At 61.5% G+C, this 18,696-nt stretch carries 17 protein-coding genes and 1 pseudogene; 10 read left to right on the top strand and 8 right to left on the bottom strand.

Annotated elements, in window-relative coordinates; translation table 11 throughout:
* Position 1 precedes the first annotated feature (1 nt).
* Positions 2-976, bottom strand: a complete 975-nt coding sequence (locus NBM05_RS10265) for an ABC transporter permease (protein WP_254166990.1) — start codon at positions 974-976, stop codon at positions 2-4.
* A 397-nt stretch (positions 977-1,373) separates the two neighbouring features.
* Between NBM05_RS10265 and NBM05_RS10260 the strand changes: the two genes are divergently transcribed.
* A complete protein-coding gene (locus tag NBM05_RS10260; protein ID WP_254166988.1) occupies positions 1,374-2,021 on the top strand; it encodes a TetR/AcrR family transcriptional regulator in 648 nt (215 codons plus the stop codon).
* A gap of 12 nt (positions 2,022-2,033) precedes the next feature.
* On the opposite strand, the gene NBM05_RS10255 is transcribed toward NBM05_RS10260, so the two are convergent.
* Positions 2,034-2,771: an SDR family oxidoreductase gene (locus NBM05_RS10255; protein ID WP_254166986.1), complete on the bottom strand. Its 738-nt coding sequence runs from the start codon at positions 2,769-2,771 to the stop codon at positions 2,034-2,036.
* A 21-nt stretch (positions 2,772-2,792) separates the two neighbouring features.
* Here NBM05_RS10255 and NBM05_RS10250 point away from each other — a divergent pair, with 21 nt between their 5' ends.
* A complete protein-coding gene (locus NBM05_RS10250) occupies positions 2,793-3,452 on the top strand; it encodes a TetR/AcrR family transcriptional regulator (RefSeq protein WP_254166984.1) in 660 nt (219 codons plus the stop codon).
* A gap of 320 nt (positions 3,453-3,772) precedes the next feature.
* Here NBM05_RS10250 and NBM05_RS10245 read toward each other — a convergent pair whose 3' ends face one another.
* A complete protein-coding gene (locus NBM05_RS10245) occupies positions 3,773-4,882 on the bottom strand; it encodes a CPBP family intramembrane glutamic endopeptidase (RefSeq protein ID WP_254166982.1) in 1,110 nt (369 codons plus the stop codon).
* A gap of 105 nt (positions 4,883-4,987) precedes the next feature.
* Between NBM05_RS10245 and NBM05_RS10240 the strand changes: the two genes are divergently transcribed.
* From NBM05_RS10240 to NBM05_RS10215, 7 genes and pseudogenes are all read left to right on the top strand, one after another.
* A complete protein-coding gene (locus NBM05_RS10240) occupies positions 4,988-5,704 on the top strand; it encodes a MerR family transcriptional regulator (protein ID WP_254166980.1) in 717 nt (238 codons plus the stop codon).
* 902 nt (positions 5,705-6,606) lie between these two features.
* Positions 6,607-7,461 (top strand): DUF4062 domain-containing protein, encoded by an 855-nt coding sequence (locus tag NBM05_RS10235; RefSeq protein ID WP_254166979.1) that lies wholly within the window; start codon positions 6,607-6,609, stop codon positions 7,459-7,461.
* A gap of 774 nt (positions 7,462-8,235) precedes the next feature.
* Positions 8,236-9,216, top strand: a complete 981-nt coding sequence (locus tag NBM05_RS10230; RefSeq protein WP_254166978.1) for a Bug family tripartite tricarboxylate transporter substrate binding protein — start codon at positions 8,236-8,238, stop codon at positions 9,214-9,216.
* Complete coding sequence (locus NBM05_RS10225; RefSeq protein ID WP_254166977.1) at positions 9,213-9,776, top strand: tripartite tricarboxylate transporter TctB family protein; 564 nt, start codon at positions 9,213-9,215, stop codon at positions 9,774-9,776. The genes NBM05_RS10230 and NBM05_RS10225 overlap by 4 nt, the downstream gene beginning before the upstream one ends.
* Positions 9,776-11,452 (top strand): tripartite tricarboxylate transporter permease, encoded by a 1,677-nt coding sequence (locus tag NBM05_RS10220; RefSeq protein ID WP_254166976.1) that lies wholly within the window; start codon positions 9,776-9,778, stop codon positions 11,450-11,452. Before NBM05_RS10225 ends, NBM05_RS10220 begins: the two co-directional genes overlap by 1 nt.
* 96 nt (positions 11,453-11,548) lie before the next feature.
* A pseudogene (locus NBM05_RS15905) lies at positions 11,549-11,773 on the top strand (GntR family transcriptional regulator); the annotation flags it as partial.
* A gap of 129 nt (positions 11,774-11,902) precedes the next feature.
* Entirely contained in the window at positions 11,903-12,466 is a 564-nt protein-coding gene (locus tag NBM05_RS10215) for an FCD domain-containing protein (protein WP_254166975.1), read from the top strand.
* Between the two features lie 70 nt (positions 12,467-12,536).
* On the opposite strand, the gene NBM05_RS10210 is transcribed toward NBM05_RS10215, so the two are convergent.
* The 5 genes from NBM05_RS10210 to NBM05_RS10190 all read right to left on the bottom strand — a co-directional run bounded on the left by NBM05_RS10210 (position 12,537) and on the right by NBM05_RS10190 (position 18,177).
* Positions 12,537-13,289 carry a cupin domain-containing protein gene (locus tag NBM05_RS10210; protein ID WP_254166974.1) on the bottom strand — a complete coding sequence of 251 codons (753 nt, stop codon included), beginning with the start codon at positions 13,287-13,289 and terminating at the stop codon, positions 12,537-12,539.
* Positions 13,286-14,656 carry an NAD-dependent succinate-semialdehyde dehydrogenase gene (locus tag NBM05_RS10205; protein ID WP_254167040.1) on the bottom strand — a complete coding sequence of 457 codons (1,371 nt, stop codon included), beginning with the start codon at positions 14,654-14,656 and terminating at the stop codon, positions 13,286-13,288. The genes NBM05_RS10210 and NBM05_RS10205 overlap by 4 nt, the downstream gene beginning before the upstream one ends.
* Positions 14,657-14,744: 88 nt before the next feature.
* Entirely contained in the window at positions 14,745-15,818 is a 1,074-nt protein-coding gene (locus NBM05_RS10200; RefSeq protein WP_254166972.1) for an isocitrate/isopropylmalate dehydrogenase family protein, read from the bottom strand.
* A 77-nt stretch (positions 15,819-15,895) separates the two neighbouring features.
* Positions 15,896-17,257: a 2-hydroxycarboxylate transporter family protein gene (locus NBM05_RS10195; protein ID WP_254166970.1), complete on the bottom strand. Its 1,362-nt coding sequence runs from the start codon at positions 17,255-17,257 to the stop codon at positions 15,896-15,898.
* 47 nt (positions 17,258-17,304) lie between these two features.
* Positions 17,305-18,177, bottom strand: coding sequence for an amidohydrolase family protein (locus tag NBM05_RS10190; protein ID WP_254166968.1), 873 nt, complete (start codon positions 18,175-18,177; stop codon positions 17,305-17,307).
* A gap of 368 nt (positions 18,178-18,545) precedes the next feature.
* Between NBM05_RS10190 and NBM05_RS10185 the strand changes: the two genes are divergently transcribed.
* A partial coding sequence (locus tag NBM05_RS10185; protein ID WP_507237315.1) for an RraA family protein occupies positions 18,546-18,696 on the top strand: 151 nt, incomplete at its 3' end.

Below are 18,696 nucleotides of genomic sequence, written 5' to 3'. Positions count from 1 at the left end.
CTCAGGCCTTTCCTTGCCAGGGGACCAGGAGGCGGCCGAGCCGGACGATGATCGCGTCCAGGGCGACCGCCACGAGGCCGATCGTGATGATGCAGGCGATGGTGAGCGGGGTGTTCAGCTGCGTCCCCGAGAGGTAGGCCAGCCCGCCGATGCCGGGGATGCCGTTGTTCAGTTCCGCCGCGACCACGGTGGTCCAGGCGAACCCGGCGGCGATCCGGACGCCCGAGAAGATGTTGGGCAGCGAGGACGGCAGCACCACGAACCGGGCGATCTGCCCGCGGGAGGCGCCCAGGGCCCGGGCCGCGTTGACCCGGTCCTCGGAGACGCCGGCGACCCCCTGGATCGTGGCGATGACGATCGGCGGGAACGCGGCGAGGAACAGCAGCACGAACTTCGAGGTGTCCCCGATGCCCAGCCACACGATCAGCAGGCCGATGTAGCCCAGCGGCGGCAGCGCGCGCAGGAAGTTCAGATACGGCTCGAAGGCGACCTGCAGCCACCGGGAGGAGCCGAGGAGGAAGCCGGCGACGAGGCCCAGGACGATGGCCGCCCCGACGCCGACGCCGATCCGCTGCAGGGAGGCCACCAGGTGCTCCCAGAGGTAGTAGTTCTGCTCCCCGCAGACGGTCCGGGACAGTCCCTCCGCGATGGGGCGGCAGGTGTTGGCCTGGACGAACGCGTGCCACACCGCGCCGGGGGAGGGCAGGTACAGCGGGGGCACGAGCTGCACCGCGGTGACCAGCCACCACGCCAGCAGGACCACCACGAGGACGCCGGCCTGCAGGGCGAGGCGGAGGCGGCGGGAGCGTCGGAGGGCGCTGCGGGCACCGGCGGCGGCGTCGGGGGGCGTCCCGTTTCCCGGCGAGGATCCTCGCCCGGGGGAGGTTTCGCCTCCCGACGCTTCGCCTCCGGCGGCCGGCCCCGCGGTCTCGGCCACGGATCCGCTGCGACGTCGCTCGGTCGCGCTGTCTGCCATGACCTCTCCCAGTCCTCGGCGCCGGTCCCTGTGCGAAGGCGGATGCCGACCGCGCGACCTGCTCTGGGGTCTCACTGTAGGGCCAAGTCCGGGGCGATGCACCTCCGCGACATGATCGGACATGGGATGACATGCGGCGTCGTGGACGATCCGTGCGCGGGGCCCGGGGTGCCGTGACGATCGTTGCATCGGATCCGGCACTCGCTCCGCGAGGAGCTCGCGGACAGCTGCCACGCGGAGGCTTCGCGGGCTCGAGCGTGAGGAGTATCATATCCCGGCGTCGAGATCGGACCCATCCGTCCGCGTCGTCACGACGAACAACTGTTCGTCAGCAGCTCAGACCAAAGTATTAACCATATGGGATAACTGGGCGTGGAACATGGATGAAGGGCACGACATGGGTAGGCGTTCGACGACGAACAAGCAGCAGATGACCCGCGGGATCATCGACGCGGCCTCTCGGTGTTTCGGTGGGTCGGGCTATGCCCAGATCACCGTCGACGACATCGCCCACGAGGCGAGCGTCTCGAAGCCGATGCTCTACCGCTCCTTCGATTCCAAGGCCGAGCTGTACGAGGTCGTGTTGAACGCTCATGCCCGGGAGTTCACGGGCCGCCTCGATGCGGCCCTGGACCGGTTCCTGATCATGGACCAGTCCGAGGTCGTCCGGACGCTGCCGATCCTGGCCGTCTTCGTGGACTACGCGAAGCAGTGCGACGACGGGTACCGGCTGCTCTTCGAGTCCGAGGTCGTTCACGACCCGGAGTTCGCGGGGATTGTCAAGGAGTTCATCCGCTCGGTGCGGATCAAGCTCCTCTCCGTGCCCTATCGCTGCTTCGGCGAAGGGCTCACCGAGGAGGTCAGGCACACGGAGTCCCAGGTGATCCTGGGTTCGACGATCAACATCGCCCGGAAGATCGCCAGTACTCGTGTCGAGCTCGAGGTGCAGGAGCTGACCAGCCTCTACCGCTCGTTGCTGCTGTTGCCCAAGATCGCCGAGATCGATCCCGACGGCGTGAGAACCCAGCTGAGACTGGCCTGCTGAACCAGCTGCCGACTATGCGGCCGCGCCGTTCACGTGGAGCACCTGGCCATTGACCCACCGCGCCGGACCGGCCAGGAACGCGACCATCTCGGCGATGTCGTCCGGCTCTCCCAGGCGGCCCATCGGATTGCCCGCGGCGATGCCCTCGACCTGTTCCTCGGTCTTCCCCTCGAAGAACAGCGGGGTGGCCGTCGGCCCCGGGGATACCGCATTGACGGTGATGTCGCGCCCCCGCAGCTCGCGCGCCAGGATGAGGGTGATCGCCTCGACCGCGCCCTTCGACGCGGCATACGCGCCGTAGCCGGGGATCTGCAGCCTGGTCACGGAGGTCGAGAAGTTGACGATCGCGCCCCCCGGTCGCATGCGCCGCGCAGCGAGCCGGTCGACGACGAACGTCCCGCGCACGTTCGTGCGCTGGACTCGATCGAAGGTCTCCAGGTCCATCTGGGCGATCGGGGCCAACGGCATGATCCCTGCGGTGTGGGCGAGCACGTCGATCCCGCCGAACTCCCGCTCGGCGGCGTCGAACACGGACTCCATCTCCTGCTCGTCGGCGACGTCGCCGCCCACCGCGATGGCCCGCCCGCCTGCGGAGACGACCTCGGCAACCGTCTGCTCGGCCCGCTGGCGGTTACCCGCGTAGTGGACGACGACGGCGGTGCCGTCGGCCGCCAAGCGCTCGACGACGGCGCGTCCGATTCCCCCGGATCCCCCGGTGACGATGGCGACGCGGTCTGCCGTTCCGTTCATGGCTCCTCCTCGCGATAAAATGTGGACGATCCGTCCATCTATGAACTTAGCAAGGTAATGAACGATTCGTCCACAAAAAAGGTCGCGATGACCGGGGCGCCCGCCGCTCGTCGCGGCCGCGGCCGACGCCCCGTCGCAGAAGTGCGCTCCGACGTGCTGACGACCGCGGCGCGCCTGCTGCTGGAGGAGGGCTTGCGGGCGGTCACCTTCGAACGCATCGCGAGAGAGTCCGGTGCGAGCAAGACGACGCTCTACAAGTGGTGGCCCTCCCCGGGGGCGCTGGCCGCGGAGGCGTACTTCACGCAGAGCCGGCCCCACCTGGAGTTCCCCGACACTGGCGACCTGAGGGCCGATCTCGTCGCGCAGCTGACGTCCTTTACGAGGCTCATGACCGACGGGGGCGCCGGCAAACCGATCTCCGAGCTGATCGGGGCGGCGCAGATGGACTCGGACCTGGCCGAGGCGTGGTCGCGCACGTACGCCCTTCCCCGGCGTGAGCTGGCCCGCAGGCGGCTGACGGCCGCACAGCGCGCCGGCCAGCTGCGGGCCGAGGCGGACCTCGACATCATCATCGACCAGCTCTGGGGGGCCTGTTATCACCGGCTCCTGGTGCTGAAGGTGCCGCTGGCGGATCTCGACGTGGAACGTCTGGTGGCACACACGCTGTACGGCGTGCGGTAGGGGGTCCCCAGCCCTCTCCCGCTGCTGGTCTTGTTCACCACGGGCAGTCCGCTGGCGCCGATGCCGATGCCGATGCCGATGCCGGTGCCGGTGCCAGCGCCGGACCGGGCCCGGGACTGCGGCCATCTCAGCGGCAGCGCCCTCTGCTCGGCGACGGCGACGTCGCCCTCGCTCGTCGTTCCCTTCTGCGGCGTGGCCGACATGCATCGTCGGTCTGGGAAGGCTGCCTCGCCGGCGCTCTCTCACCCCCTACGGCCCGTTGTCGGCATATTCGGGACTGCGCGGACGAAGCGAAGCCGGTCGCGTGAGCCCTGGGGCCTTCAGCGCAGGTTCCGGCGTCGTCGTTTCTCGAGCAGCCAGACGACGGCGACGGCGACGAGCTCCGCGACGAGGAAGACCAGCATGTACGGCCCGCCGGCGCCCGCGCTGCGATCCTGCGCGATGCCATCGCCCTCGGCGAAGAGCGCCCCGATGCCCATGGCGAAGACATTGTTCATCACGTGGAAGGCGATCGGCGCTTCGAGGCCGCGGCTGATCAGGGCCATGACGGCGGTGCTCGCACCGAGGCCGAGGTAGTTCAGGATCATCCACGGATCGGTGCTGGTGTGGACGAGGGAGAAGAGCACGCTCGAACCGGTGATGCCGACGATGAGCGCCGGACCGGAGGCCCGGACCCAGGAAGCATAGGAGGCGGTGAGCACCCCGCGGAAGGCGATCTCCTCGGCGGCCGCCTGCAGCGGCGTGGTCACCACGACCACGGCCAGCAGGGTGATGGTCGTGCCGGACACGGCGAAGAGGGACAGCGGCGAGGGGTTGATCAGCTGGACCGCCGCGTTCGCGAGCACCATCAGCGCCGCGAACAGCCCCAGATACGTGGCCAGCCGACGCCGGCTGAAGGCCCTCCCCAGGCTCAGCGCGGATCGCCAGGGCACTCGGCCCATCTTGGCGAGCAGGAGGAGCGTGAGCGGGGCGACGAGGATGATCGCGAGGTTCGTCGCCAGGTAGGGCAAGGGGGTCAGCGGGGAGTCGTCGGGATCCTTGCCGAGCAGGCCGAACTCGACGATGGCGGCGAGGGCCCCGAACAGCAGCTGGAGGCCGTAGATCGCGGCGACGACGATGATCGTCAAAACCAGGGGGACCCACCACCGCATCGACAGGTGCGCGCCGAAGGGACGGGACCCGTCGACGGAGGAGGATGCTCTCGAGGGCTGGTTGAGGGTGGGATCGGGAGTCGTCGTCATGGTGGCCTTTCGGGAGTGGCGTGATGAGGAGCGGAAGACGGATGCGGGGCCCGATACGGCGGTCGGGCGACGCTGGAGGGTGCCGAGCAGCGGCCTGGTCGAGCCGCTCAGGGCTCCGGTGGCCGTCGCGTCGGTGGGGCAGATGACGGGCATCGCGTGCTGCTCCTCCGCGAGGACGGGTACGTGCATCACCATCGGAAACCGTGCCCTGGGGACACGGTCAAGGCCTCACCGGCGTTTTCCTCTCACGATCGACGAGGATGGAGCCATGTCTGATCTCCCCGGCGGCCGTTGATGGCCTGGAGCACGCGCCAGCTCGCGGACCTCGCGGGCACCACGGTGAAAGCGATCCGGCACTACCACGCGACCGACGTGCTCGAAGAGCCCGCCCGCGCGGCCAACGGCTACAAGCAGTACGGCACAGCCCACCTGGTCCGCCTGCTCCAGATCAGGCAGCTGCGGGATCTGGGCATGTCGACGGCAGAGATCCGCTCGACCATCGACTCGGACGACGCGTTCTTCGACACCGTCCGCGCGCTCGACACCCGACTCGCCGCCTCCATCGAACACCAGCGGAGGATTCGGGCCGACCTGGCCGAGCTGCTCGCCCACCGCACCGGACCGGACGTCCCCGTCGGCTTCGAATCCATCGCCGGCGGCCTCACTCGGGCGGACAGGGCGGTGATCGCGATCAGCGCCCTGCTCTACGATGAACAGGGCATGCGGGACCTGCGCGAGATCGCCGAGCACCATCAGGACGCCGACGTCGCCTTCAACGAGCTGCCGGCCGACGCCGGCGCAGACGTCATCCACCGCGTCGCCGCGCAACTGGCCCCGGTGATGCGCCGGATCCACGAGAGCCACCCCAGCACGCTGAATCCGCCTCGGCCGAGGAATGTTCGCGAACGCGAGGCGATGCGCGCCCTGTACCAGTCGCTGCCGGACCTCTACAACGCGGCGCAGATCGAGGTCCTCGGGCAGGCATACCGCCTGGCGCGGGATGCCCCCTGATCCGGCGAGGCGGTCCATCGACGGGCAAGGGCCGGCCGATCAGCATGCCGCCATCGTCAAGGCTCCACAGCCTGCCCGCCTCGGCACCGTGCCCGGTGGGCAGCGCAGCGGCCGAGCGATCGCCATGCGTGGTGAAACCTGGGCAAAGTCGGCCGGTCGGGCCGGTGGTCCTGTCCACTGCGCGACCTGCGCACTGCCCGGGATCTGCTGGGCCACGCCGGCATCCGGGCTGCGTCGTGAACGGGGGAATCCCGAGCTTAAGCGCGAAGATCCCGCCCCGGCCACGGCCGGAACGGGATCCCCATCGGTGCGCCCCGTGGGGCTCGAACCCACGACCCACGGCTTAAGAGCCCCGTCCCACGGCCACTGCCGGCACGACATCTCAAAGTCGATTTTTGATGTATCGGCCCCGCGCCGGCGCTTCCACTCCGTCACCAAATGTGACGCGCGAGTGGCTCATCACCGTAACCCCCTGTCGGAAGCATTTTACAGCCTCTAAACGCTTGACCCCGCAGGGGAGCGGTCTACCACGATGAGCTATTACCTCTCGCCGCCGTGCCCTGCCCAATCCGCTCGGAATGGAGCGCACCATGCGCACCGGCCACAGCCGTCCCGTCGTAGATATCCAGCCTGGACACGAGAACGACCCCCGGGCCAGTACCAACCTCAACATCGCCTACCTTGCTTTCGCTTGGATTGGTTCCGGGGCGATGGCCCTCGGGAACGGGGCTGTTCAGGGGCTCTTTCCAGGTCTATTCCAGTGTGTGTCTGCGATATGCGCAGAGGGGGAGGATGCGCGCGAAAACTCTACGGCGGCATGATGGCACACGAGCGCGCGTCTACCGCAGCGGTGGTTGACCAAACGCAGCATGGTGTAAGTGCCTGCCCGTAGGCTTGGGGCTATGAGTTTTGTTGCTACCGTACTGCGTGTAATGATCGCGTCGCCTTCGGATATCCCCGATGCTCGCGACGCCGTTGAGCAGGCTATCTACGAGTGGAACGGCACCTACGCGAAGAACAAGCAGGTCGTGCTGATGCCGTGGCGGTGGGAGACCTCCTCTGTCCCGGTCATGGGCGAGCATCCACAGTCACTTATCAATGCTCAAGGCGTTGACGAGTCCGACATCGTCATCGCACTGTTCGGAAGCCGACTCGGTTCTCCAACTCCTGCCGCAGCATCCGGGACTGTCGAAGAAATTCAGCGTGCCGTCGACAGCGACAAACCGGTTCATGTCTACTTCTCGATGGCTCCGCTGCCCCGCGGTGTCGATCCTAAGCAGTTGGAAGGCCTCAACCAGTTCCGAGCCGATATCGGCCAGCGCGGGCTTCTAGGCGAGTTCGATAACAATGCGCAGCTCAACCATGAGGTGTGGAAGGCGGTCGAACACGATATCGCCGCGGCTGATCTAGGAGCGCCCGTTCTGACGCAGAAGCCGACGGGTGTCCGTATCCGCGTACAGTCCGAGCGGGAACGTGAAGCCACCGGCGTCGATAAGCGAGGAAGGATGAAGTACAAGACTAAGTGCCACTTCGACGTGCATAACGACGGTGGCGATGACGCAGTCGATGTCACGTTCGAAAGCGAAGCAAACACCGGACTCATGAGGATCAGTCCTCCTTCAGCTCCTGTCACGATCCAGGCTGGTTCGTCATGGCGTATACCGGTCGCGTATTCGATGGGGGTCGAAGAGCCCAGGCTCAAAGTCTCCTGGTTGGAGAACAACGAACGTCGAGAGAAGACATTCGACGTCCAGTAACCCTGTTACCCGCTGTGGGCCTGGCTTGCGGGCGCGTTGGGACTAGTAAGAACTAGCCGTCACATCCGCCATGCTGTGGACGTTCTGCGCAACCCCTGCTTCAGCCGCATTGTGGCTTGCCGCGCCTAGAGACTAAGCGCGTGATATATGGTCCTGTCACGACGTAGATAACGACTGTGGGGAGACCCACTGGAAATTCAAGGATCGAGTGTCCCCGAGCACGATCGCCGGCGTGCACTGCAGCTTGAAGACCATTGGCATCACCGCTGCCGCAAACTTCGAGTGGATCTTCATGAACCCGCAGTCGGCTTCAATCGGAAGTCCGGGCAGCGCCCCATCGGGTTGCGGTATGGCGGGGTTGGAGACGCCATTGGAACGGATAGTCGATACACCGGGACTGTCCCCTGAGTTAGAAAGCGCAGCGGAGCGGGCTCACAATCGCTCAGTCGCAAGTAGCTCAGACATAGAGACACCGTCCGTAAGCCGGGTCCTTGCCGCCTGGCTTCGGAGACTCATGTGGAACTAGGGACTGTGAGCGCGAGTGGTGGATGGCGACTCCTATAGCTCTCACCTGCTAGTCGAACCGGTGTGGAGAGTCAGCTAACCCTGACAACGCCTCTCCCGTGGTCGCCCATCGGGCGCAGGCGGCACCAAGGTCCTTGGCTCTGTGACGACGTTGCGTGAGATCGGGGCATTGACTTCCCCCAGCTGGTCTTTTACTCTGCATAATACCAAGCGACACCTGTGTCGCCACTCACAGACACCGGAGGAGCAATGAAGCTCAAGGTCTCAGCCGCAGTTCTAGCTGCCCTCACGCTTGCGACGGTTCCAATCGCCGTCGTCGATGCCACTGACTCCACGGGGGCAGGCGGGCCCAGGAGTAGTCTCACGTTGATCGTGCCGGGATCAGCCGGGGGCGGGTACGATGCCCTGGCGAGAGAATCACAGCAGGCGTTACGGGCCAATGGCATCAGTGGGAACGTGCAAGTCGTCAACGTCCCCGGCGCGTCCGGCACCGTAGGCATGCAAACTCTCACCGAGATGGCGGGCCAGGATGACACGTTGCTCGTTCTCGGCTCTGCGATGGTTGGCGGGATTGAAATCACTCAGAGTTCCCTCTCGTTTGACGACGTCACTCCGATTACCTCATCCACTACCGATTACTCTGTCATCGTTCTGCCGGATGATTCACCATATGAAACGACTGAAGAGTTTATCGAGGCGTGGAAACAGGATCCGGAGGGCCACCCCATCGCGGGGGGCGCGCTCGGAAACTCGGATCATATCGCCGTGATCTCCCTTGCCCGCGCTGTCGGGATCGATCCGGCCGACGTGAATTACATCGCCTACTCCGGCGGTGGAGAAGTCCTCGCCTCTTTGTTGTCGGGAACGGCCGCAGCGGGGGTCTCAGGGTTCGGTGAAATGAGCGACCAAATTGACGCTCAGACAGTTCGTGGCATCGGCGTCACGGCACCAGAGCGAGTAAACGGTATCGACATGCCCACATTCAATGAACAAGGTATTGACGTTGTTGTGCCGAACTGGCGAGGCTTTGTCGCGCCACCCGGGATTTCTGCTGAACAGCAAGATGAAATCGGAGAAATCCTTTCTGAGATGATGGGTACCGAGGAATGGAATCAGGCCGTCGAACGTAATCAATGGGAAGAGTTCATCATGACGGGAACTGAACTAGACGATTTCATCGACGCTGAAGTCTCCAACACCAAGAGCCTGCTCGAGGAGGCCGGAGAATGAGTGCGAGAACACATACATCAAACCACGATTCACCTTCTCCCGAACACCTCCGAGATAAACCAAATATTCTCGGAGAACTTTCCCTGGCGATCGTTCTCGTGGGAATGGCTGTCTTCGCCACGATAGGGATTATAGTGATGGAGCCAATCGGTGATGAGCCGCCTGGGCCACGACTGTTCCCTGCCTTGGTAACGATTCTCCTGTTTGGTACAGGCATCGGAATCGCTATCAAGGTGACTCACGCTCATTCGAGGAGCAAGACTGATGCCACGGATGAGGATGAAGACCTGGATGCTGCTACCGAACTGATTCTGAAATCCGACTGGCGGACTCTCGGGGCTGTCATCGTGATATTCATTGTCTTCCTTGCCCTACTGCAACCGGTGGGGTGGTTGATCAGTGCGGCCGGTCTCTACTATGCGATCACACTGGCGTTGGGTAGTAAGGCTTACGTGCGTGATCTTGTCGTCGCCTTCATCTTTTCTGCGATCCTTCAGATCGCCTTTTCAATCGGCTTGGGCCTTAATTTGCCCGCCGGCGTGATCGGAGTGATCTTCTAATGGAACAACTATCAGACCTGATGGCTGGATTCGGCGCCGCTTTGACGCCGATGAACATGTTGTGGTTGCTCATCGGAGCGGTTCTAGGGACAGCCGTTGGCGTTCTCCCCGGTCTAGGATCAGCGATGGCGGTGGCTCTGCTGCTCCCAGTGACGTTCTCCTTAGACCCCACTGGGGCACTGATCATGTTTGCTGGGGTCTACTACGGAGGCCTCTTCGGGGACTCGATCGCAGGGATTCTCCTTAACACTCCAGGCAACGCCGCCGCCATTGCTGGATCATTTGAAGGCCACCGCATGGCCCGCCATGGTAGAGCCGCCAAGGCACTAGCCGCTAGCGCATTGGGAGCTTTCAGTGGAGGACTCATCGCAACCACTCTGGTAGTGTTCTTCTCCCCATATATAGTGCGCTTGGCGGCACTATTTGGCCCGGCCGAATATTTTGCACTTGCATTCTTCGCATTCATAGCCATATCGTGGGTTGTTGCCGAATCTTTCTTGAAAGGCATCGGGTCATTGGCCATCGGCCTTTTCATTGCCTTGGTTGGTATCGATAGCACCTCAGGTACCGCCCGCTTCACTTTGGGCATCCCCCAACTCTTTGATGGCATCTCGATTATCGTTGTGACTGTCGGCCTCCTGGCCCTAGGCGAAGTATTCTTCATCGCATCCCGAATTCATCGGGACAAACGCCAAATCCGTATCCTTGATTCTGGACGCCCCTGGCTTCGTCTCTCCGAATTCCGCCAGGCCCTGCCCGCCTGGCTCCGCGGCACTGCCATTGGTGTTCCCTTCGGCGCAATTCCCGCCGGTGGCGCAGAAGTCCCAACCTTCTTGGCCTACACTACTGAGCGCAAGCTCGCTGCACGCCGCAATGATCCCGAGTTCGGATCTACTGGATCAATTCGAGGCGTCGCCGGCCCAGAAGCAGCTGGAAACGCGACTGCGGGTAGTGCCATGGGCGCCTTGCTGGCCATCGGACTGCCCACAAGCGCAACGGCCGCCATTATGCTTGCAGCCTTCCGTCAGTACGGCATGCAACCCGGGCCGTTGCTGTTTGAGCGCAGCGCGGACATCGTCTGGGCACTGCTGGCCAGTTTGTTCCTCGGGTTGCTGGTGCTGCTTGCACTGAACCTGCCTTTTGCCCCCCTCTGGGCGAAGCTGCTGCGATTGCCCTCATCGAGTCTTTATGCAGGAATCAGCGTTCTGGCAGTACTAGGTGTCTACTCCATCAGTGGGTCGATGTTTGACCTCGCGGTACTCCTCGGCCTCGGAGTTCTTGGGTTCCTCATGCGGCGCTTCGACATGCCATTAGCCCCTGTGCTGATCGGCGTTATTCTTGGCCCCCTGGCCGAGACCGAGTTCCGGCGCTCTATCAGCGTTGGGCAAGGCGATGCCTGGTTCTTCGTCTCATCCCCATTGACCATCGCTCTCTACGGACTCCTTGTTGTCGGTGCCATAGTCATCACTGCGCTTTCGCTGCGAAACCGCGCCTCCGCTGCACGATCCCTGACGGACGATGCCAGGCTCGCGGCTTCGGGAGATCCACAGGAAGGCAAAGCGGTGGCAGAAGCCGTACCGGCGGCCCCTGGCTCGCAGGTAGAAGACCCTAGAGAGCATCCCGACGCCAAAGACCACTCCAGCTCGAAGAAGCCATCGGATACACCGGGAAACTGATCAACGAGATTTATGACCTCCCGCCCGCCCCAACCCTGAAGCGCAATCAACCGATGACGCAGCAGAGTTGGGGCGGAAGGTGGTTAAATAAGGCTTATGGATCCAAGTCCAATCATCCCAGCAACTAGTTCTCCCGACGCAGGACGGGGCACCACGGCCCTGGTCGATTCGCTACAGGCGAAAATCGTGAGCCTTATCCGAGAGGAACGCTGGGACGAAGGCACGCGATTGGTAGAGCGATCCCTAGCTAACATGCTACGGGTATCGCGCACTCCCATCCGGGCAGCTCTAGGTGGATTGGAAGATTCTGGTGTAGTTAACCGTACGGACCGAGGTTATGTAGTTGCGCGGATACCGGATGACCTGTCACTAGAAGATCCTGGACAACGGGTGGCGCGAGCATACACGTCTATCGCTCAGGATCGATTGGATGGAATCCTCGAGGAGCAGGTGACTGAGCGGGGATTGATGCGCCGGTACAATCTCTCAGGCTCGGAAATTTCCGATATCCTGCGACGAATATCTCTAGAAGGCTGGATCGAACCAAATCCCGGGTATGGTTGGCGTTTCCTTCCGGCGCTGACCTCCGCGAAATCCTATGCCGACAGCTACCGATTTCGTCAGTTAGTGGAACCGGCGGCGCTTCTCGAACCTGGCTATCGGGTGGACCGAGGAGAACTGCTCGCCCAGCGGTCCGAGCAGCAGGCGTTGGTCGATGGGCGCATTCACCAAGTTTCCGGACCCGAACTATTCGACCATAATTCACACTTGCATGAAACAATCATCGCCGGGTCCAACAATGAATTCTTCATAGAGTCAATTGCCCGGATCAATAAACTGCGCCGACTCATCGAGTACCGTAAGACGCTAGTCCCCGGACGTGCCGCGATTAGGTGTGCTGAACACGTACGGTTGGCAGACCTCGTACTGGGCGGGCATCTCAAGGACGCATCACGCTTCCTGGCCAGCCATCTGCGAACGGTGGGTACTGAGAAGACGACACGACAGGATTAAATTCAGGATGCTCTGCCCCCGCCCACCAACGGTGAGCGGGGGCAGAGCACCCCTCGCGTGAGACGCTGCCCTAGAAGGCCGTCAGTACGTGCGAGTAGTGAGAAGCTTGCGGCGGTGAAGACAGGTGAGGTGTAACAAGCTCACGCCATCTTGAGAAACCGGCCGAGCCTCGGAACCCCTCGGTGTGATCCTCGAGAGTGCTCCAACGGATGCTCAACCGGTACAGCTGCGGGTCCTCGACCTGACGAACCAGCTCGAAAGTGCGAGCTCCTGCAGCATGTTGAAATATTGATCCAGCCTGGGCAACCGCGGTCTCGAAGGCTCTTTCTGCTCCGGGACGAACATGCAGGTTTACGACTTCGATGACGGCTGCAGTAGCGGCCGGCAACGGAGGATCGGATACTTCGCTGGCATCTGCTTCTCCGTCGATGCGCCCCTGCTCTCCAGAGTCGACGAGAGTTCGTGTCGCGTCGACGGAGGCGTATGTCCAAAGAATCCGCATCTCTTCGGTCTCGGAAGCGTTCTCGAAGTGATGTGGGATGTTTGCCGGGACGAAGGTCGTATCGAAAGTCGCCAACTCCTCCCGCTGGCCATCGATGTCAACAATAGCCTTGCCCGAAATGACAACGACCGATTCCACTACGTTATGTGTATGGTGGCCGATCTGGGCTCCGGGCTCGAATATTGTTGTGCCGTTGAGGAAGGTGGTGCCGCCTCGAGCATAGGTCACCAACGGGACGGTCCGAGCTCCACCCCCGCGGTCCTTGCAGGGCAACTCATTCGGACGCAGTATAAGGCTGTCGAACGAGGAAGGAACGGTCATTTCAGTCCTCCAATCCAGAGGGTCTTGACGTTAGTGAACTCGCGGATTCCTTGGGAAGAAAGTTCTCGGCCGTATCCGGATCGCTTGATTCCGCCAAATGGAAGTCTCGGATCGGAGGCAACTTTGCCATTGATGAACACAGCTCCAGCGTCGATCTGGCTCGCCAGAGAGCGTGCCTTATTGATGTTTGAAGAGAAGATCGTCGCTCCTAGCCCATATTCACTGCTGTTGGCCAGCATGACTGCCTCCCGGTCATCGGCAACTCGCGTTACCGAGGCCACGGGGCCGAAAGTTTCCTCATCGAAGGCGGCCTGGCCGGGACGTACATGGTCAAGGATGGTCGGCGGATAATAGGCTCCTGGTTCAGTCGATGCTTCACCGCCGAGCCGAAGATCTGCTCCCTGCTCGATGGTCCGCAGGACCTGCTCGTGTAGAGCGTTCCGAAGATCGGTGCGGGCCAGCGGCCCGATCTGGGTCGCCTCTTCCGAGGGATCACCGATTACCAGCGCGCGGGTCTTCTCGACGAAGAGCTCCACGAAGGCGTCGGCGACGGTCTCGTCGACAATGAACCTCTTGGCATTTACACACGACTGACCGGTGGTGTTGAACCGAGACGATACCGCGGTCGTAGCAGCGAGCTCTAGGTCCGCATCGGCGAGGATCAGGAACGGATCCGATCCTCCGAGCTCTAGCACCTGCTTCTTCAGGACGCTGCCAGCCTGGGACGCCACGATGGCACCGACTTCCGTCGATCCGGTCAAGGTCACCGCAGCGACGCGAGGATCCTCAATGATGCCCTTAACCGCCGACGAAGGGATGACGAGGGTGTTGAACAGCCCCGATGGCGCAGAGACTCGAGTGATTGCTTTGTTAACAATCTCTTGAATTGCCAAAGCGCATCCAGTCACATTCGCAGCGTGTTTGAGAAGCGCGGCGTTGCCCGCCGCCAACGCCGGAGCCGCGAAACGGAAGAACTGCCAGAAGGGATAGTTCCAGGGCATGATTGCCAGCACGACACCAAGCGGATCATATTGAACTCCGCTCAGGGCAGCATCAGACTCGATCGGTTCGAAGGCGAGGAAACGTTCGGCATGCTCTGCATAGTAGTCCAGAGTCAAAGCAGACTTCGCTACTTCTGCACGGGCTTCGACGATTGGCTTGCCCATTTCCTCAGTAATGAGTCGAGCATAAGTTTCCTGGTTATGGCGCAATTCAATTGCCATGGTTGTAAGCAGCTGAACACGCTCGGCCACCGGCGTCCCCCGCCATTGTAAGGAAGCTTGGTGCGTAATCTCCAGCCGAGTTTCTACTTCAGCCTGTGTGTGGTCGGGGTACTCCGCGAGGACTGTGCCGGTGGCTGGATTCATTGAAGTGGGCATCTTGTTTCTTTCTCTCAAAAATTCTATATAAAAAAGCGAACGAGGCGTAATGGAAATTTATGGCTGGTCCAGGAGGTCAGCTTTTCGCCAAAGTCTTGAGGTGCTTGAGAACCCGGTTCGAGAATTCTTCGGTGCCGCAAGTTCCGCCGATATCCCGGGTGCGGGCACCGGGGTCCTCCAGCGTGGCTTCCACCGCCGATTCGATCTCCGTCGCCGCGGCGATCAGTCGAGGATCGCTCGCCCTACGCCCATGCCACTCGAGCAACATCGCTGCGGAAAGGATGAGGGAAGTGGGATTGGCAATGCCCTGTCCCTGGATATCCGGGGCCGATCCATGTTGGGCCTGCGCTACGGCGATGTCAGTACCCGCGTTGAGAGAGCCGCCCAACCCGAGGCTTCCAGAGAGCTCGGAGGCTTCATCGGAGAGGATGTCACCAAACATGTTGGTGGTTACGAGCACATCGAAGGTCTGAGGCCTGCGAATCAGATGAGCGGCCGCAGCATCGACGATGAGTTCCTCCAACTCCACTTCTGGGAAATCCTGGGCGACTTTGCGCACCTGTCGAAGGAAGAGGCCATCGGAGAGTTTCAGAACGTTGGCCTTGTGTACGGCAGTGACCTTCTTCTTTCGGGATGCTGCCAGCTCGAATGCAGTGCGTGCGACGCGTTCGCTAGCGCGGGCAGTGATCTTGCGGATGCTGAACGCCGAATCCTCATCGGGCATAAATTCTCCGGAGCCGGCGAACATGTTGCGGTCCGAGTAGAATCCTTCGGTGTTCTCTCGGACGATTACCAGGTCCATGGGGTTCTTGAGAATGCTGAGATCATCCCGTGATCGGCACGGTCTGACGTTGGCGTAGAGCTTGAATACGGTACGCAGCTCGCCTGACGGGTTGATACCACCTTCAGCTCGGGGAGGGTAGTCGTAATGGGACACGGGGCCCAGAATGACACCATCCACCTTGGGGATGCGGTTCATGACGCGCTGTGGCAAGGTAGTCGATTCCTTGGCGAGCGACGCAAGGCCGATCTGCTCGGTTTCGAATTCCAGCCCCAGGCTCCGAGAGGAGTTCAAGTGTTCTAGGACCTGGAGGGTTGCCGCCGAGATCTCTGGTCCGATGCCGTCCCCGGGGAGTACGAGAATTTTCATGAGACAATATCCTTTTCCTAGATTTCCTGATGAGTGAAATTTCGCCAAGGTATGAAGCGTAGGGGCGTATCTGAGGTTTACCCAATCACTGAGTAAAGGATCAAGGCTAGTGCCACGGTAATTCCGCCTCCGATCCGGGTAGCGATTTGGGCGAAGGGCATGAGCTGCATGCGTCCTCCTGCTGTAAGGATTGCGATGTCCCCTGCGCCTCCCATCCCGCTATGGGTAGCCGTGACCATGGCGGCTTCTACTTGGTGCAGCTTCACAAACCTCGCGGCTACGAACCCGCCGCTGACCATCCCGATGACTGTCAGGACAATGGTAATCAGGTTGGCCGGGGTGAATCCAGCAACTAGGCTTTCCCACGGTGTCTGGGTAAGGCTAAAGATAAACAGGACCGGGAACGCCATTGTGGTGATGGCGAATTTGTATACGAAAGCGGCACCGGCCTTGATTCTAGGTGAGACCAGATGAGCCAAAGTAAACGCCACGGCTAGGAAAAGCATGACGACTGGAGCCGGCCATGAAAGTAGTTCGTTGAATAGAACGCCTACAAGATAAAGGGAGACGGCAACCATGGCCGCGGCGGCCACTGCCTTAATGAGGTCGACTCCCTGAAGCTTCGCCTCCGGATCTTCATCGAGGCGGACGGGGGTGGGTGCGAGTTCTCCATCGCCGCTAAACTTTGGCACGCGACGACCCAGCAGATTCAGAAGACCAGAGCAGACCACTGCCGTGAGATTCCCAACCATGATGGCAGGTAAGATGCGTGCCAGTAGCTCCCCTTGATCAATCCCATTAATTTGAGAATACCCTAAAGTCAATGGTATTGCACCTTCGCCGACGCCCCCGGCCATGATCGGCACCAGAATGTAGAAGAAGGTATCGTGCGGACCTATTCCAAGAATCAGACCAGATAGCATCCCTAGCATTACCGCCAATATTGTTCCGGCCACGAGTGGTACAAAGATCTTGACGAATCCCTTGATCAAGACCGAGCGGTTCATGGAAATAATACTGCCCACGATGACGGCGGCGATGAATAGGTTGAGTATTTTGCTACTCGTGAAGAAGTCTCCGACGCTGTCGACCATCGGTGCTGGGATGAGGTTGAGATATCCCAATAATGAGGGTAGGAACGTGACTATAACCGCTCCACCGCCAATGTGTCTGATGCCGGGAACTCGGTTGCCAATTTCGCCCAGGGTAAATGCGAAGACTGTTGCGATCCCAATAACAAAGGCCAGTTCACCGGTTACTCCGTTGATAGCCGTGAAGGAAATCATTAAAATGATCATGAGCAAGTAGATGGGAATTGGGATGATTCCCATGTCAAGATCCATGATTTTCCACCAGCGGGACCGCCAATCAGGCCCGTGCTTTATCGCATCGGGGGGCCTTTGGGGCACTTCATTATCCGGAGGATTATTCTGAGACATCTTCATCCTTGATGCTGATCTATAATAAATTGTAGTGTTTGTTCTAATCAATCTTGAGGAAAGCCATACAGTGATTTTGCATTCTCTTTGAATATTGCTTTGATTGCCTCCGGTGCCGCTATCCATTCCGAGACTTGTCTCACCGAGGCTGCGGCATCATATTTGCGGAAGGGTTCAACCTGAGCCAGGTTTCGGATGGCACGGTCCTGCCCGCCGCCGGTATGCGGCCAGTCCGAGGCCCAGACCAGACGCTCATGCGACACCGAGGTAAGCGTCTGGACGAAACTCGGCAACAAATCTGTCACCTCGTGCTCCTGGCCCACGCGATACGGTGCGGAGAGTTTGACCCAAACCTGCGGCTGCGCGTAAAGATCGAGAACAGTCTCGGCTCCTTCGAGGGTGCCTGTAGGGGTAGCGCGAACGCCCCCAAAATGATCCAGCAGCACCGGGACCGGAGACTCCGAGATAACCTGCGCCGCCTCCGCGAGAACAGAAGGCGCAGCAAAAATTTCTACCAGGAGTGAACTTGGGGCCGTGCGGTTAAGAAGCGCCCTCAATTCATCAGCGAAGTTCAAGGGTGTCCTCTGGGGGTCCGCGCTGACATTGAGGCGCAAACCGCGTACTCCGGTGGCAGCCAGAATCTCGAGTTCTTCTTCTGTCGTGGTTAGGTCGATGACGGCTACGCCGCGGGCCATCGAGGGGCCTAATTCCTTCAAGGCCCCGAGCATCGCACTGTTGTCGCTCCCGTACACGCTGGGCTGGACGAGGACAACTCGATCCGCCCCCACCCGGTGCAGATGATTGTGCAGTGCTAATACTCCCGCGCGACCAGGAGTGTACGAGCGCCGCTGTTGGTAGGGGTGCCTCGTCGGTTCAAATATGTGTACGTGGCAGTCGGTAATCCCGAGGGGTTGGGTCATCTTCGCTCTCGAATCCTCACTGCGCTGTGATGGCTGACACGACGACTGTAACCCTTCAAGCGGTACTTTGCAAGGCAAAAAACCATGAGTCTTTGGATGGATTTTCCAGGACCGTGGCCTGCGGACGACGGACCGAGCGAAGATGACTCGGAGACTTGGCGTGCCTGTCGTCACGGCAACTGGGGGGTCGTGGCGCGCGGCGCCTACCACGCGTCCTTGTTGCGCAATGCCCTGGCGCCCGACAGGCCGACGGCGCACGCCGTCCCCTGCTCTAGCGGTGAGTGGATGCACATGTGGGGCACCGCCGCACCGGGCCGGATGCCGCGTGTGTCCGCGGCCGGGGCGAGGTGCCTCCGCGTGAAGGCAACATGGCCCAGCGGTTCTCGCAGAACGGGTGGGCGGGCGTCATCGTCTACGGCGCCGTGCGGGACCGGCACGAACTGGTCGGCATCGACCTGGGCGTGCAGGCGCTGGGCAGCAATCCCCGCCGCAGCGGGAAGGCCGGATCGGGGGAGCGCG

Source organism: Rothia santali, assembly GCF_024199905.1.
GTDB lineage: Bacteria > Actinomycetota > Actinomycetes > Actinomycetales > Micrococcaceae > Rothia > Rothia santali.
Note: the sequence above shows the minus strand (reverse complement) of the source record. Positions and strands in the feature narration are given on the sequence as shown.